A 15447-nucleotide genomic window follows, 5' to 3' on the forward strand; every position below is an offset into this window, starting at 1 on the left:
CCCTCCGCCACACCGCCCGAAACCACCTGCGTCCCCTCACTGCCCTCGGCCTGGCATGACGAACCCGGACACAAGATCACTTCTCAAAGACCCTGGGTAGAGGTAGACGTAGTGCTTCTGGGTCCCGCGTTTGCGGTGACGCTGGAGGCGCCACCCGAGGAAGTCCAGCCCCTCGTCAATATGGGTGATGGCCGTCTTCTCCACCGACAGACGCAGCCCCATCGGGGCGAGTACTTCCGCCACCTGGGTGCGCATGTCCTCGGCCTGCTCGCGAGTCCCGGTCACGGCGATCAGAAAGTCGTCCGCATACCGGAACAGCCGGTAGTTGGGGAGGTTCTGGCGACGTCGCCGGGCCCGCTGGCCTTGCGTGGAGTTCGGCCCGCCCGGCCCGGCCGCGATGAACTCATCGAGGGCCGACAGGGCGATGTTGGCCAGCAGCGGCGAGAGGATCCCACCCTGCGGAGTGCCGGAATCGGTGTTCTTGGACCGGCCGCCCTCGCTGAGGATGCCCGACTTCAAGAAGGCCTTCACCAGGTCAAGGACACGCCGGTCTCCCACTCGGCGACGCACCCGGCCCATCAGGGCCGTGTGGTCGATCGAGTCGAAGCACGCCTCGATGTCCCCCTCCACCATCCACTCATAGGAGTTCTTGGCGAAGTGGTGTGCCTCGGCGAGCGCGTCGTGAGCCCGGCGCTTCGGGCGGAACCCGTAGGAACACGGGAGGAAATCCGCCTCGAAGATCGGCTCCAGTACCAGCTTCAGGGACGCCTGGACCACTCGGTCCCGCACGGTGGGAATGCCCAGCCGACGGCGCTTGGCCGTCCCCGGTTTGGGGATCATCCGTTCGCGCACGGGAAGCGGTCGGAAGGTTCGGTCCCTCAGATCGGACCGCACCTTGTCGAGGAATGCCTCGACGCCTTGCCCGTCCTCCACGGAACGGGCCGTCTGCCCATCCACTCCGGCCGAGCGAGCGCCCCTGTTCCTCCTCACCCGATCCCACGCGACCAGCAGGAACGCGGGATCGGCAACGAGATTGAACAGATCATCGAATTGGTGATCACGATCGTCGGTCGCCCAACAGTGCAGCTTGGTCTGCATCTCCAGTACCCGGCGCTCGGCCTTGAGCAGCGCGAACTCCAGCGCGTCGGTATTCACCGGCGGCCTCCCGGCATTGCAGCATCCTCCCTGCCGACTTGCTGGCCCCCTTCGCCATGCACGGAGCTTTCCTCCGCTCGGACTACTACGGGGCCTTCGCCCCACCTGCGGCCCTCAGCCGGCAACGGGCCTGCCCTCCTCGCCGGACCGGCTGTCCGAAAGAGTCGGGCGGCCACAGGCGGTTCCCACGTTCACCATGTGCTGATCGGCCAGGTCGGCGTCCCGCTACTACCCCGGCAGCATCACCACGCCTACGCCGCAGACCTTCAGCGTGGCCTTCCCACCGGCAGTTGGAGACCGGCTTCGGAGTTGACCGCCCCTGGCGAAGCGAGCGGTCACGCACTGCACCCCGGGCCCATATCCGCCAGATTGGAGCCCGGTGACAAGACTTACGGGGCTTTACACGGATTCCTCTTCGTACGCCTTCTGGCCTTGCTTGCCGAACCCGACGCGTCTGGCAGTTCCGCGCCGTCCCGGCGTTGTCAGGGCTGCTTCCCGTCCTCACCGGCGTTCCCCGGCCCGGACTGCCCTCAGCTTCTACCCGGCCGCTGCGACGGCCCGGCGGCGGAGGTCTCGCACCTCCACTCGGTCACATGGCGCCTCGTGGCGCACCCAACTGTTCTTGCGGCCGACCGGGGCGAGCAGTGCGCGCACGTAGTCCCGCATGCGGCGGCGTGCCTCCACGCGGGAGAAGCTCGCTCCAGTCTGCAGGAAGAGTTCTTTGAGTTCCAGGTCCCAGGCGTTCGTCGATACGTCCCAACCCCCGCTACACGTCCTGTCTCAAAGAACACCACCGAACGCAAAGTGGCCGCCAGTAGAACTGGCGGCCACTCACGAAAGTTCGCGCTAAGGGACTTTCCGTAGCCGACGATGCCTGAGTGTGGTGTTTACCCACCTTCAAATGGCAGTCTCGGAAGATCTTCTAGTCCTCGACCTGACCAAAAGCATTGCCCAATACGGACTTTGAGTAGCGCTCATACGCTTTGAGAGGCGGCCTGTCGTATTGCGTCCGGAACAGGTGATTACTCCTACTCAATCATGCTTGACAGGAGTTCAAATCATGCCATGCCTGGAAATCTAGAGCCCGATCGTGAGGCTATAGGTGAGTGTAATGACAGGATAAAATCAAACTTGCCTCGTTCTACGGGTGCTGGTTAAGGCAGGTGTAGCCCTGAACCGAAACCTGCTGGCCGTCTTTTAATCCGGGGTAAGACGGCGCGGATGCAGTGGCGGGCTCCTTAAAGCAGCCGGCATACCCGCTCACCCTTTGATATGTGGGCCCTACCGAGGTGTATGGGTTGTTATGAAGCGCCCAGAGTCGGTAAATTTCGTCGAATTTCACGGCGGAGGATTCGGCGGAAGCTTCGCTCCATGCGTACCCATAGGTCACGAAGTGGAATTCTGGGGCCGCCGAAGTGCTATTCGGCCGGTCTGTCACAGCCTGGGAATACGCCTTCCGCATCTCTACTTCAACTTTGTGTTCCTGTCGTGTTCCGCTGTAGCTCCCTGAAGGGGTACGGCCAACGGAGTAGTCGAAGTCTTTGTAATCGAGGTGCCAGATAGGTTGGAAGGAGCCATTCGGCTTGACAAGGAGAATTCCCATGCCAGTGTTAAGCTGATCGCCGCATAAGTCGGGCTTGGGGGCTGCATTGCGTGCAGCTGCGTACGGCTCTTGCGCCCAGCCGTAGCACTTCTCCCACTTCCATCGGAACTCGGTACCCCAAGCACCCATTCCTGGCCCCATTCCGGAACCGTTATCCGCCTCTTTGCTGAAACGGAAGCGCGCTTCACAGGAATTCGAAGCGAACGGTTGCTGGAAGGCGGCCGTTGCAGCCGAGAATACCATGTTCGGCGAGGTGACGCCATTGCTACAGCTGATCTGCGCGGTAACCAGTGTATTGCCTCCCCCGTATTTGAGGGCACAGGATATTCTGCTTGGATCGCGCAGTACTTCCGAGGGCTGAGTCAGTGCCCCCGCTTTCGTTCCAGCAACCAGCACTAGGTTGCCCATGGCGTCCTTTTCCCTCCCCACGCCAATAGTAAAGGTGCAATTGTTCACCCTGTCGATTACCATGGCTTCTGCTTCCGTTCCAACGCTGGCGTGGACCGGTGCACTCAGCAGAACAACGCTGCCGACTGCCGCAGCGAGGGCACTAAGGAGCGACGTGATCTTTCGGGTTGAGCTTTTATTTTTGAGCACTTTCTACCCTATTGCTGTCCGATTATCTCACGACTGCGTGCCGTCGCGAAAGGTCGGAGGTTCCGGGGAACGCAATGACGGAATTCCGGCAACAGCACGCCGAAGAATGATGTTATTGAATAACTGGACCGCTAGCGAGAGTAATCCATACCCGGGTCTTTTGACCTCGATCCGCACTGCGTCCCTCGTGGGGGATCAGTTCAACGTAAGTACAAAGCAACGACGCCACGTCGTGATCGGGTTGCCGGCACACCGCTGCCACTGAGTCCTACCAGCCTTGCGTGTTGGCTGGGCAGTTGGCGTGACGGTACGGATAAAGTCCCTGGTAGATGGGCTTTTGGTCAAGAGGGCCGTGACATCAGAGGCTTCGCATGTTTGTCTGCGCGTCCGGCATCGGCGTGTCCAGCCCTGTCTTCCGCTTCCTCGCCGCCCGCTTGAGGGAACACCTTCGCGCTCTCCGCACCCGATGGCGCTGCTTGAATGCGGGCCGACAGGCCCTGCTCACCCTCACCCACCAACGGCTACCCCTACGTGCCGAGGTCACCGGTTTCCTGATAGGCACCACCACCGTCTACCGGTACGGCACCGAGGCCGCCGAACTCCTGGCCGCCCTTGCCCCACGCTCGCCCACACAGTACGGTCCGCGTCATCGAAGGCAGGGACAACCGTGCAGGATGAGCGGACGATCCGAAAGGCGAACCGATGGGACATCCCCTGATCGGTATCCTCGCAGGGATGGGACCCAGGTCCACCGGTCCTTTTGTGGACATGGTGGTGACTGAGTGTCAGCGGCAATACGGGGCTCGGGACGACATCGACTTCCCCAAGATGATGATCTGCTCACAGCCGGCGCCATTCTATGAAGACCGTCCCGTGGACCATGATGCGTTGGAGAGCGCGATCCGCAATGGCCTGCAGGACCTGGAACGTGCCGGTGCCGACCTACTGGCCATCGCTTGCAACACTGCGCATGTCTACTACGACAACCTTGCTGTGTCCGTGAAACCTCCGCTACTCGACATGGTCAGCCTCACGGTGGAGGCGATGCCGGCCGATGCGGGTACGGTAGGCGTGATCGCAGCCCACCCAACCATGGAGTCGGGGATCTACCAGCGGGCGCTAGCCGGGCGGGGCTTCTCCGTCGCGGATGTCGGCTGGCAGGACAAGGTCGACGAGTTGCTAGGGAAGACCCGTACGTCCGCAAGCGCGGACGAACTTGCGGTGCTCTGGCAGGAGATCGATGGGCTGTTGTGCGAAGAGGGGGTCGAGACCGTCGTCGTCGCTTGTCTCGACCTGAGTGCCGTTTCCCGGCATGCGACCACCGATCTATCTATCGTTGACGCCGCACAGTGCCTGGCCACCAATATTGTCCGGCAGTGGCTTCGGCTTCGTTGAAGTGTCGGTTGCCCATTCGGAGCCCGGACGCAGATGATTCGTCGAGTTGCTTCGGGCTTCGTCTCTCGACGGTCGCTGGTCCAGGTCCGTGCCAGCAGGGCTCCTGATGCCGACGTCGAAAGGTCGAGAAGATGGGACGAAGCGGGGAATTGTTCCAGGAACGGTAGAGGCTCTATGTGTTGACTCCAGCCGCCGGTTGGGGCTGGGTTGAGCGTAGTAGTTGAACTCCTACTCATGGGGCAGGACGTTTCCGATTGCTGTGTGGAGGCGCCGATTTTTCAACCAGTCGACCCATTTTGAGGTGGCGAGTTCGACCGCCAGGGCCACATCCAGCAGGACCGTGCACGGCCCGCGGCTTGCGCCGCAGCGTGAGTCCCGCGGATATTGTGGTGTTCAAGCGGGGCTTGCGGACAGGCTGCACAAGCAGCACCGACCCGGCCTGCGAGACCACCCCTCGACACGGACACGATCTGCTTCTTAACCTGGAGAGTGATCGATTCTATAACTAATAGGGACCTCAGCAAGTCATATCGCCGCAAGGCGGCAGCACTTTTCGCCTATTTGGTCGAGGCCCAGACAGGCATGCTCGTGCGAAGTTAATTGTCTGCGGCAGTCATCGCCTCGATGATCCAGCATCTCACCCGCACAGTGAACGGCTGAGGAGACGACGCCCAGCATCACGGAAACCGCGCTTACCGTAATAGGCGAACAGATGGCTGACGTCTTGGCCGTTTGGGGCGATGACGACCTGCATGTGCTTGCACCCTTGCTCCAAGGCCCATCGTGCGGCGTCTTCAATCAATCGCTCGGCCACTCCTTGCTTGCGAGCGTCGGGAGCAACATAAAGGTCCTCCAATTCCGCCATGAGGCCGCCTTCCAGGCCGAAAACGGTTGTCGTGATTGCAAACGCGATGATCCTGCCACCGATCTCACTGACAGCAACGCGGGCCACCGGAGACGGGATGATCTTGGAGAGATTGGTATGCAAGTCGCTCTCTGAAGCCGAAAAATTGTCCTCCTTGTAGAACGCGATCGCGAGCGAGAGAAGGGCTTCCAGGTCGTCGGTGACAGCGGCACGCAAGAGCATGCCCGCAATGTTCCCATGAACAGCTGACACTTGTGACCCTTCGCCGAACGCCAGCGCGGTCGGCCAGGATGAGGATCTGCCGGGTCAGACAGGGCTGAATTATGCCGTGGGCGCATCCGGAGGTTAGGTCGAGGGTGCGGCCGGGCGTCGTGCGGGAGAACCATAGCGGTGTGTCGTCCGGGGCTGCGGAGACCTGGACGTTCATGCCGTGCTTGCGATGCTTCACCGGACAGAATGGTTCGTCCACCTTGATGCGGTCGGTGGGGTTGAGGGGGCCGTCACTGATGGCGTGGTTGCTTCGCCGACGCCGGTGAGAGCTTCCAGGAGGCCGGGCGCCCAAGAGGACAGGATGTCCCAGTGTCTCGTCGACATAGGGCCAGGCGGGTGCTCGCGGATATGTCGAAACCGGCGCCCAGATGGGCGAACATCGCATTCTTGCGCAGGTCGACCAGAGCGAGCAGAGCCTGTATGAAGCAACCGGGTCTGCGCCAGCGGGTGTTGCGTACGCGGCGGTGTTTGTGGAGCAGCCAGGCAACATGCTCGACGGCGTGCTGAGCGGAATCACCACGCCAACGACGAGGGGCCCTGCCTCGTTACCACACCCACTGACCAGCCCGTTTCATCCGTCAGCGAAAGAGGCTCACTCAGACGCACCCAGTCAAGATGAGGTACGGGGCCTCATCTGTCCGGGAAAAGGAGAGTCGGTCGGTTGGAGCGCCTGTCAGCCGGGGAGCGGCTCGATGCGGGCGGGCACGTGCTTGTGCCAAGGGGTTCCGGCGATCGGGTCGCGCCGGCGCAGGTCGGTGAGGGTGTTGAGGGCGACGCCAGTGCGTTCGGTCTCCCCGTCCGCGGTGGGCAGATCGAGGCCAAAACCGTTGGGGAGGGCGGCGTGGCCGGCTTGCATGCGGTCGTCGATCTCCACGACGGCTTGGGCGGTGCCGCGCGCCGTCGTGATCTGGGCGGGGACGCCGTCGGCGAGGCCGAGGTGTTCGGCGTCGTGCGGGCTGATGCGCAGAGCGCCGCCCGGGTCGCGCTTGCGCCAGGTGGTGTCGCGGAAGATGGTGTTAGCGGTGAACGCCCGGCGCTGTCCGGCAACCAGGACAATGGGAAACTCCGGCGTGGTGTGCACCGCTGCAGTGGTGTCTAGTGCCGCGAGCAGGTTGAGGAGTTCGGGGATGGGCAGCGGGATGCGGTGGCCGGGGTGGGGCACGTACAGCCAGGCGTCAGCATGCTCGTCTTGGGTGAACGTGATGCCGGAGCGCCCGGCGATCATGGCATCGAACAGGGCGTCGGCGTCGACGTGACCAGCCCGGCGCATGGCGTTGGGGTACTTCCGGGAGATGCGCTGGGCGAGTGCCCACAGCACGGCGGCTGAGCGTGCGCCGTCAGGCAGGGTCGGGCCGAGGGTCTCGTACAGCAGGTAGGGCGCCATACCGAGGGTCTTCTTGTCGATCGCGGCGAGGGCGGCGAAAGTGAGCTTGAAGGGGGTGCGGCCGAAGCGGGCCGCGGTGCGCAAGGCAGCGAGCCGACTGCGGGGGACAGCGCGGATTTCCCGGATGAGGCGGGCATAGATCTCGGGTTCAGGCAGAGTGCCGGGCAGTGGGTCCAGGAGTGGCGCGCGCAGGTGAAAGGTATTGCGGGGGAACTCGAAAGCGAAGAAGGTGGCTTCCCATTTCTCGAACTGGGAGGCCGCGGGCAGCACGTAGTCGGCCTGGCGTCCGGTCTCGGTCAGGGCTATGTCGATGACGACGACCAGGTCCAGGGCGGCCAGGGCTTTGGTGAAGGTGGTGGAGTCGGCCAGGGAGTGGGCCGGGTTGGACGACTCGATGATCATCGCCCGGAACCGGTTGGGATGGTCGTTGAGGATCTCTTCGGCGATGACGTTGCACGGCACCAAGCCACCAGGCATGCGGGCGCCGGTGACGGGGGTGCGGCGCAGGTCGGTGTCATAGCGGGCCAGCGGGACCACCCAGGAGTGTGGCTGCATCGCACCCGGTTTAGCGAAGTTCCCGGTCAGTAACCAGATCAGCTTGTTGAGGTAGGAGACAAGCGTGCTGTTGGGACCCTGTTGTACGCCCAGGTCCTCATACGTGGACACGCTGGAAGCGGCGGCGATGCGCCGCGCGGTGGTGCGCAGAAGGTCCTCGTCCAGCCCGGACACTTTCGCACACCGTGCGACGTCGACGGTTTTGAGTTGGTTGAGGACCGTGTCGGCGCCGACGGTGTGGGTGTCCAGGAAAGCGTGGTCGATGAGGTCTTCCTGGTAGAGGACACCGAGAATGCCAGCAAGGCACCAGGCGTCGGTTCCGGGTCGCAGTTGCAGGTGGACATCGGCGAGGTCGGCGGTCTCGGTACGTACCGGATCGATGACAATCATCGTACGATCCGGGTTCTTAGCGATCTCCTTCAGTACTGTGCGAGCCCGGGGCACGCCATGGGTCTGCCAAGGGTTCTTGCCGATGAAGACGGCGACCTCGGCGTGCTCGAACTCCCCGGCGGTGTGGCCGCCCGTCAGATGGGCGTCGACCCAACCCTCGCCGGTCTTCTCCTGAGCGAGGGCGTTGGAGCGGTAGCCAGCGCCGAGTGCGCGCATGAGTGCGCCGCTGTAGGTGCCGCCGAGGTGATTGCCCTGCCCGGCACCGCCGTAATAGAAGATCGACTTGCCGCCGTAGGTGTCGCGCACCGCTTTCAGACGGGTGGCGATCTCGGTGATGGCGGTGTCCCAGCCGATCGGGGTAAAGGTGCCGTCCGCTTCCCGGCGAAGCGGGTTGGTCAAGCGGGCGCCGCCGTTTTGGTAGTGGTCCAAGCGCAGCGCCTTGTTGCAGGTGTAGCCGCCGGTAGCGACGTGTTCCTTGTCGCCGCGAATTTTGGCGAAGGTGCGGCCGTCGAGCTGGATCTGGATTCCGCAGTTGTTCTCGCACAGGATGCATGCGCTCTTGTGCCAGGTGGCGTCAGCTGTCATCGCGTTGTCTCCTATCTAAAGCCCTGTGCCCGGACCGGTGACGCTTCTCGCCCTGGCGTGAACGGTGAGGGCGGGGAGCGCTGGGTGCGGGCGTCAGCCGAGCGGGTTGGCGGTGTCGCGCAGGGTGGTCAGCGCAGGCAGGTACATGCGGGCTTTGCTCGTACCGAGAGTGTCACCGGCCTTGCCCGCTTGTGCCTGGGCGAGTTCGACGGCGGTGGTGCGCACGGCGTCTTCGGCGACCGCCTGGTCAACGATGCCGACAGTTGCGGCGTCGTTTCCGCCGTAGCGGCGGGCGGTGAGCATGGCCCAGTGCGCGGTCTGCGGAGTCAACCGGGCTTGGATGAGGGCGGCCATGCCGGGAGTGAAGGGGATGTTGATGTCCGCCTCGGGCAGGCACCAGTAGCCGCGGTCGGCGCGCATGACACGGAAGTCGTGAGCGAGGGAGAGCATCGCTCCTGCGGCGAAGGTGTGCCCCTGCAGGGCAGCCACAGTGACTACAGGCAGAGACAGCATCCGCGCGAGCAGTGCGTGGACGGAGACGACGTAGTCCTGGTGCCGGTCGGCGTGGGCGAACAGCCAGTCCAGGTCCAGGCCGTTGGAGTAGAACTTCCCCGTCGCGGTGGTGACCAGGGCGCGAGGCCCTTCAGCCTTCTCCACCTCATCCAGCGCGGCGCTGATGGAGGCGAGCCAGGCGGGGTGAAAACGGTTCTCCCCGTCTCCGAGGTCGAGGACGAAGACGTTGTCATGGCGGTCGAGCGTGGGCATATCGGTTCCCTCATTTGGTGGACTGGTCACGGGATTGATTCGAGACCGGCCTCGGATCGGTTCCGCAGCACGTAGAACAGCAGGTCATGGATCCCGGCGGCGGCCGCATCCAGCGGGGCGGTGCTCTGCTTCGCGCGGCACATGATCACCGCGCCCTCGACCGCAGCGATGATGAACGCGGCCGTCTGCCCCGCCACTTGGCAGACCCTGCCGGACGAACAGACCCGGAGCGCCTCCTGCCAGCGGGCGAAGACGGTAGCAGCGGAGCGGGCCATCTGTGGGGCGACGATGATGGTCTCCACAGCCACCGCCTTGATCGGGCAGCCGGCCCGGAAGTTGCTCTCGACGAGCCACTCGCGCCGAGGCGCGAAGAATGCATCGACCGCCTGCACTAGGTCGTCAGCCTGCATGGCGGCGTCGATCAGACCGGCGATGAAGTTATCGGCTAGAGCCACCGCTTCGTCGATCAGATGCACCCCCACGGGAAAAGTGGTGATACACCCAGCCCCGGGGGTGCACCCGCTGCGCTCCAGTACGCGGTTGATGGCTGGCGGCGCCGAAATCGTACTTCCGCAGCAGAGTGGCGGCACGGAGCATCATTTACTCGCGGCTGTCGCTCTTATGGGGGGCCACGTGTTCACCGCACCTACGACAGCCTGCGCGAGGAGAGAGTCGACGGACATACCGATGGCCTCCTGGCACGGTCGGGTGAACCTCACCTGCATGAACTACCTGCCGGTAACTTATGGGGTGAGGTGTAGAACACGCAAGGGTCGGCTCCCGGCGTGTGTGGATTTCTCGTAAACGACCCTTTTTCCCGAGCGAGATCGGAAACGGCTCGGATCGCGGGGATTCACGGCTACGGCAGTTGCAGTTCGTGATCAGGTTGGTTGGGGTGCTTGCGTTTCAGTGGCGGTGGCAGGTGTCGGTTCGGTCTTGTCGTCGTCGTTGCTACCCGGTTGCTGGTTGTGGCAAGACGAAGGCTTGCAGGAGTTGAAGAAGTTCGGGGCAGGTGAGAGGGACTATGGGTCGTCCTGGTGCCTGGCCTGCTCCCGGTCTGGCCGCCGTGCGGTTGCGCGGTGGTACTTAGCCTCGCCGTTTCGGTTGAGGCGGTGAGGCGTCGCTGAGGGGCCACCTTCGGGCAGCCGACGCGATCTCGGTGCTCGGACATGACGGAGTCCCGGCGCGGTGGTCGGGTTCTCCGAGATCCTTCGGGTCGTGGTGGGCCAGGGCGCGCTGGTCACCCGGCGGGACGGGGCAGTGCGGCGAGGCGATGGAAGGCCGTGGTCAGTTCGTGTCTCCAGGGCCAGGTCGCCGATATGCGCAAGCGCAGGCGGCGGCCGCCTCGGGTGAGGCGTGCGGCGACATGCAGCAGCCGGTAGCGGAGCTTCTTCGGCTCGGCGGCGGCCAGTTCGCCGTCCAGTAGCAGCAGACGGGTCCAGGCCAGCAGGTCGATCGCCGTGAGGCTGAGTTCGAGCCAGACGGCGTTGACGCCGAAGTGGCGGGAGGGGAAGCGGCCGAAGCCGGTGGTCTTGCCGCACCGGATGTGGTCCTCGACGCTTGCGTGCCCGCGGTGGCGGACCTCCAGGAACTGGGCGGAACCACCACGGGAGTACGGGGTGTCGGTGAGGAACGCCTGGTGGCGCAGGCCCTCGTCCTGGTCGAACAGGGACAGCTGGGCTCCGGGGTGCGGCCGCTCGCGGCGCACGATGATGCGGGTGCCGGCCGGGTAGCCGTCCAGATCGACCATGCCGGTCAGCTCGGCGACCTCGGCGCCGTCACGCAGGGTGCCGTCCTGGTCCAGAGCAGGATGCCAGAGGCGGTCGGGCAAGGCCCGGACAGCACGGCGGACTGGTTCTGTCATGGCGTGTCCGACCGAGAAGAAGGTACGGATTCCTCGTTTCCTCACGTCCCGGACGTGGGCGAGGAAGGCTTTCGCGGATCCGGCACTGTCGGCGCGGACGAGGATGTCGGTGCCGTGCCGGTGTGCGTCGGGGATCTGCGCGAGTGCCTGGTCGAACACCGCGATGTGATCGGCGGCGGTGTTGGCTCCGGAGTTGCCGGGCCGCAGCCGTCCCGACACGGCCTCGCCGGTGTTCGCGAGGAAACACAGCAGCGGATGGAAGCCGAAGCCGCCCTTGTAGGTCGGGGCGGCCTGCTCCTTTTCCGAGTGGCAGGCGACCAGCGTGGCGTCGAGGTCCAGGACCAGGCCGGGAAGCTCTCGTCCGCCGGCCCGGACAGCGGGTATGCCCTCGCCGGTCTCGGCGGCCTGCATCCAGGCGACGTCCCGGGCCGAGGCGCGGGCCGCTCGCAGTGCGGCGAGTGCAGCCTCGTCGGTGTCGGCGAGCAACCGCCAGGCCGTGGGTGTGGAGGCGACCGGGCCGAACACCCCTGGCTGGTCGCGCAGCACGGCCAGATCCGCGATCGCCTCACCGCCGTCGGCGAGCATCACCGCCAGATCGGTGGCGACCCGTCCCGGGTCGTGCCCGGTCCCGCGCGGCCGAAGCGGCCTGAGGACAGCCGAGTACGCGGCGGTCAGCCCCGTGGCGTCCGCGAGATCCGCCAGCAACCGTGCCCCGGCATGCCCGACCACCCCCGAACCATCAGCACTGACATGGACCTTGGGACGCAACCCGATACCCTGCACGTAGAAAGTGCCCTCCGCCTGGACCGACAGAACCCCTCAGCAAGGTTCATCGTCCCAGGTCAGGAAGGCACTTTCGCGTTTCAGCCCCAAAGGCAGCCGTACCCGAGTGAAACGGCGAGGTTAGCTTCGCTTTTATCCCTCTGGGTGGTGAGTCGCAGGTCTTGCGGCTGTTTTGACTGCGGGATGGCGGGGTGTGGGGCCGCGACGGGTGCCTTGTGGACGGCTTGCGGAGCGTCCGCGGGGTTGTGGCGGGTTGGCTGGTGTTCCCACTGCTGCTTGAACGTAACGAAATCGTCGGCGGACACGTCCGGGTGTGAGCCGCGCCGACGGCAGCGGTTTCTCCCAGGGCAGTCACTGGTCTGCCACCAGGGTTCGGGCAAGGCGGAGTTGGGTGTTGGCGGCGAGGATGAGCCAGGTCCACCGGTCGGCCTGTTCGGGCGTCCGAGGCCGGGGCAGGGTCCAGTTCAGAGTCTGGCGGGCGAAGCGGCAGGTGTGCTCGATGTCGAAGCGGCGGGTGTAGGCCCGCCAGAGCAGGTCTGGATCGGGGGTATGGCCGGGCGGGCCTGTCCACCACAGCCACAAGGTCTTCGGTGCTCGGTTCCGTCCGGGCAGGCGGTCGACGGTAAGCCGGACCAGAGTTCCGGGGCTGATGGGTCGCGGGCCGCGGCTGCCATGGCCGTCATTTGCTGTGTCTTGGCGTGCAGGCGGTGCCACATCTGCACGGTCACCGCACCATACTGCTCGTCCGTGCACGTGTGGACAGCGTCGGCGGCCGGCCAGGTGGTGGGGTCGGGGCAGGTGAATTTCGCGCCGTGGCGGCGCGGCCGTCCGACCGCCGGCCGGCGCTGACGGGGTGGGGCCGCGTAGAAGGACCGGTCGGACCGGACCCGGACGAGGATCTGGGCCGGAGAACTGGTGAGTTCGAGGGCCAGACGGACAGAGTCGTAGCCGCCGTCGAACACGAACAGCGGTGTCTGGTCGCCCAGTCCGGGTCGTCGTCGCAGCAGGTCGCTGATCTGGCAGGCGGCGGCCACGCTCGGGGTCTCGCCCGGGACCAGTCGCCGGGCATCGACCGGAGCGGTCCACGAGTTCGTCGTCAGCTCCAAGCCGACGAGCCAGGAGTAGGCCCAGCCGGCCACGATCGGCTGTCCCGCCGAGTGCCTGGAGGGGTGGTAATAGAAGCCGCGCCCGGGCGAGCACTCCGCGTCGCTGCGGACCCAGACGCTCACATCCACCGCGAAGACCGGACACGACGCGCCGGGCAGCGAGTCGGCGAACAGTGCACGTGCCGCTTCGGCCCCCACGCGGCCGTTGGCCAGGGCCGCATAGGTACTGCCGTGACCACGCCGGTGCAGCCCGTCCAGCGACAGATAGGGCAGAGAGATGACCGGGCCTGCTGCCAGCAGGGCATCGGTCAGCTCGAACAACGCATCCGCCCGTCGGGACAGACAGTCGTACCAGCCCCTGCGGAAGCTCATCAGGTTGGCCTTGCTCTGACGCCCCGCCCCCGCCCCGAGCCCACTGACAGCGACGGCCATCGCACGCTCCCCTGGTCTTCACCTACCTGGAGAGTCCCGCGATGGCCGTTCCATGTCCCGCACCTCACCCAACCAATCGTCCACAAGCAGGGCGCAGGGATAAAAGCGAAGCTTAGCGTCAATACCGGTAACTTAGGTGCAATCTGGTCGTTGTTGGTGGTGTGCCGAGAGCGGGTCAGCTGAAGTCATCTGGTGAGCGTCTGTCGGACCGGGTTGCGGTCGGGGTGCTGACGCAGGCGTTTCCTCAGTCTCTTGTGGATGAGGTGTTGGCGGAGACGGGGCGGGTGCAGCAGCGGAAGCGGCTGTTGCCGGCCCGACTGGTGGTCTACTTCGTGTTGGCGATGTGTCTGTTCTCGGGGCAGAGCTATGAGGAGGTCGCGCGGCTGCTGGCCGCGGGTCTGCAGGGTGCGCGATGCTGGCGGGCGTCGTGGGTGTGCCGAGTACGGCGGCGATCTGGCAAGCCAGGTCCCGGCTGGGTGTGGCACCGTTGCAGCAGCTGTTTGAGCGGGTGTGCCGTCCGGTTGCCACACCGGAGACTCAGGGCGCCTTCTACCGCGACTGGCGGCTGACCGCGATCGACGGCACGACATTCGACTTGCCCGACACGAAGGGGAACGTGGAGGCGTTCGGCCGTCCGCCGCGCTCCGGGCGCGGTGAACAGGATGTCGGCTACCCGCAGATCCGCATGGTCGGCCTGGTGGAGTGCGGCACGCACGCCGTCTTCGACGCTGCGATCGGAGCACTGCGCACCGGAGAACAGACTCTGGCTCGGGCGGTCCTATCGTCCCTGAGGCAGGGGATGCTGCTGCTGGCCGACCGTGGCTTCTACGGCGTGGACCTGTGGCGCACAGCCGCGGCCACGGGGGCGGACCTGCTGTGGCGGGTCCGCAAAGACCTCGTGCTGCCGGTGGTCGAGCAGTTGTCGGACGGCTCGTATCTCACCGAAGTCTTCGATCGCAGCGACATCCACCACACCCGTCGTGGGGTGCCGGTACGCGCGGTCGAATACACCATCGCCGGCCACGAGGGTGCCTACCGGCTCATCACCACGATCCTCGACCCGGACAAGGCCCCGGCCGCGGAACTGGCCGAACTCTACGCACAGCGGTGGGAGCTCGAGTCCACTCTCGACGAGATCAAGACCCACCTCGGCGGGTCGCACCTGGTACTGCGTTCGCAACACCCCGACGGCGCTGACCAGGAACTTTACGGCTTCCTGCTCGTCCACCACGCCATCCGGCACCTGATGCACCAGGCCGCACGACAAAGCGACCGGGACCCCGACCGGATCTCCTTCACCCGCTCACTGCGCGTCGTGCGCCGCCAGGTCACCGACCAGGCGGCATTTTCCCCCCGGCCGACTCGCCCGCGCCATCAAAGCCACCCACATTGAGCTCCTCGAACGTCCCCTGCCTCCCCGACGGCGCCGGGTCAATCCACGTGTCATCAAACGGAAAGTCGCCGGCTGGCCCCTCAAACGCGCCTCCCACCGGGCTGCAGGCCACCCAACCACCGCGGCCATCAAACTCGTTGGCGCCACCAAACCCAAACGGGTTAAACGTATACCAAAGCCCTAAGTTACCGGTATTGAGGCTAGGTCAGTGGGCCCGAGGCTGGAACCGTTGCTGCTGTCTGATGACGAGCGGGCGGTGTTGGAGCGGTGGACGCGTCGGGCGACATCGGCCCAGGCCTTGGCGT

Annotated in this window: 9 protein-coding genes and 4 pseudogenes; 3 read left to right on the forward strand and 10 right to left on the reverse strand. The window is 65.1% G+C overall.

Annotated features, from left to right (window positions below; translation table 11 throughout):
* Nucleotides 1-36: 36 nt before the first annotated feature.
* Nucleotides 37-1155 (reverse strand): group II intron reverse transcriptase/maturase, encoded by a 1119-nt coding sequence (gene ltrA, locus ACWCQK_RS39980; RefSeq protein WP_451163880.1) that lies wholly within the window; start codon nt 1153-1155, stop codon nt 37-39.
* Nucleotides 1156-2296: 1141 nt separating this feature from the next.
* The gene (locus ACWCQK_RS39985) at nt 2297-3229 is read right to left on the reverse strand and encodes a hypothetical protein (protein WP_451163882.1); all 933 of its coding nucleotides are present in this window, start codon (nt 3227-3229) and stop codon (nt 2297-2299) included.
* 497 nt (nt 3230-3726) lie between these two features.
* Between ACWCQK_RS39985 and ACWCQK_RS39990 the strand changes: the two are divergent.
* Nucleotides 3727-4013, forward strand: a pseudogene (locus ACWCQK_RS39990) (IS5/IS1182 family transposase); the annotation flags it as partial.
* A 44-nt stretch (nt 4014-4057) separates the two neighbouring features.
* Nucleotides 4058-4750: an aspartate/glutamate racemase family protein gene (locus tag ACWCQK_RS39995; protein ID WP_451163884.1), complete on the forward strand. Its 693-nt coding sequence runs from the start codon at nt 4058-4060 to the stop codon at nt 4748-4750.
* 306 nt (nt 4751-5056) lie between these two features.
* Here the strand turns inward: ACWCQK_RS39995 and ACWCQK_RS40000 are convergent.
* The 8 genes and pseudogenes from ACWCQK_RS40000 to ACWCQK_RS40035 all read right to left on the reverse strand — a co-directional run.
* Nucleotides 5057-5201 (reverse strand): annotated as a pseudogene (locus tag ACWCQK_RS40000) (IS1380 family transposase); the annotation flags it as partial.
* 186 nt (nt 5202-5387) lie between these two features.
* A complete protein-coding gene (locus tag ACWCQK_RS40005) occupies nt 5388-5837 on the reverse strand; it encodes a GNAT family N-acetyltransferase (protein ID WP_451163886.1) in 450 nt (149 codons plus the stop codon).
* A gap of 52 nt (nt 5838-5889) precedes the next feature.
* Nucleotides 5890-6385 (reverse strand): annotated as a pseudogene (locus ACWCQK_RS40010) (transposase family protein); the annotation flags it as partial.
* 173 nt (nt 6386-6558) lie between these two features.
* Nucleotides 6559-8799: a molybdopterin-dependent oxidoreductase gene (locus tag ACWCQK_RS40015; protein ID WP_451163888.1), complete on the reverse strand. Its 2241-nt coding sequence runs from the start codon at nt 8797-8799 to the stop codon at nt 6559-6561.
* A gap of 93 nt (nt 8800-8892) precedes the next feature.
* Nucleotides 8893-9564 carry an enoyl-CoA hydratase-related protein gene (locus ACWCQK_RS40020; protein ID WP_451163890.1) on the reverse strand — a complete coding sequence of 224 codons (672 nt, stop codon included), beginning with the start codon at nt 9562-9564 and terminating at the stop codon, nt 8893-8895.
* A gap of 26 nt (nt 9565-9590) precedes the next feature.
* Nucleotides 9591-10040: an LmrA/YxaF family transcription factor gene (locus ACWCQK_RS40025; protein ID WP_451163892.1), complete on the reverse strand. Its 450-nt coding sequence runs from the start codon at nt 10038-10040 to the stop codon at nt 9591-9593.
* Nucleotides 10041-10804: 764 nt separating this feature from the next.
* The gene (locus tag ACWCQK_RS40030) at nt 10805-12211 is read right to left on the reverse strand and encodes an IS1380 family transposase (protein ID WP_451163894.1); all 1407 of its coding nucleotides are present in this window, start codon (nt 12209-12211) and stop codon (nt 10805-10807) included.
* A gap of 464 nt (nt 12212-12675) precedes the next feature.
* The gene (locus ACWCQK_RS40035; protein WP_451163896.1) at nt 12676-13749 is read right to left on the reverse strand and encodes a transposase; all 1074 of its coding nucleotides are present in this window, start codon (nt 13747-13749) and stop codon (nt 12676-12678) included.
* Between the two features lie 161 nt (nt 13750-13910).
* Between ACWCQK_RS40035 and ACWCQK_RS40040 the strand changes: the two are divergent.
* A pseudogene (locus ACWCQK_RS40040) lies at nt 13911-15142 on the forward strand (IS4 family transposase).
* Nucleotides 15143-15447 lie beyond the last annotated feature (305 nt).

This window comes from Streptomyces sp. NPDC002306, from assembly GCF_053593435.1.

Bases quoted from the DNA above. Each gene is read 5' to 3' on its own strand.
- ACWCQK_RS39985 (WP_451163882.1), bottom strand. From the start codon at position 3,229: ATGGTAATCGACAGGGTGAACAATTGCACCTTTACTATTGGCGTGGGG.
- ACWCQK_RS39995 (WP_451163884.1), top strand. From the start codon at position 4,058: ATGGGACATCCCCTGATCGGTATCCTCGCAGGGATGGGACCCAGGTCC.
- ACWCQK_RS40005 (WP_451163886.1), bottom strand. From the start codon at position 5,837: ATGCTCTTGCGTGCCGCTGTCACCGACGACCTGGAAGCCCTTCTCTCG.
- ACWCQK_RS40015 (WP_451163888.1), bottom strand. From the start codon at position 8,799: ATGACAGCTGACGCCACCTGGCACAAGAGCGCATGCATCCTGTGCGAG.
- ACWCQK_RS40020 (WP_451163890.1), bottom strand. From the start codon at position 9,564: ATGCCCACGCTCGACCGCCATGACAACGTCTTCGTCCTCGACCTCGGA.
- ACWCQK_RS40035 (WP_451163896.1), bottom strand. From the start codon at position 13,749: ATGGCCGTCGCTGTCAGTGGGCTCGGGGCGGGGGCGGGGCGTCAGAGC.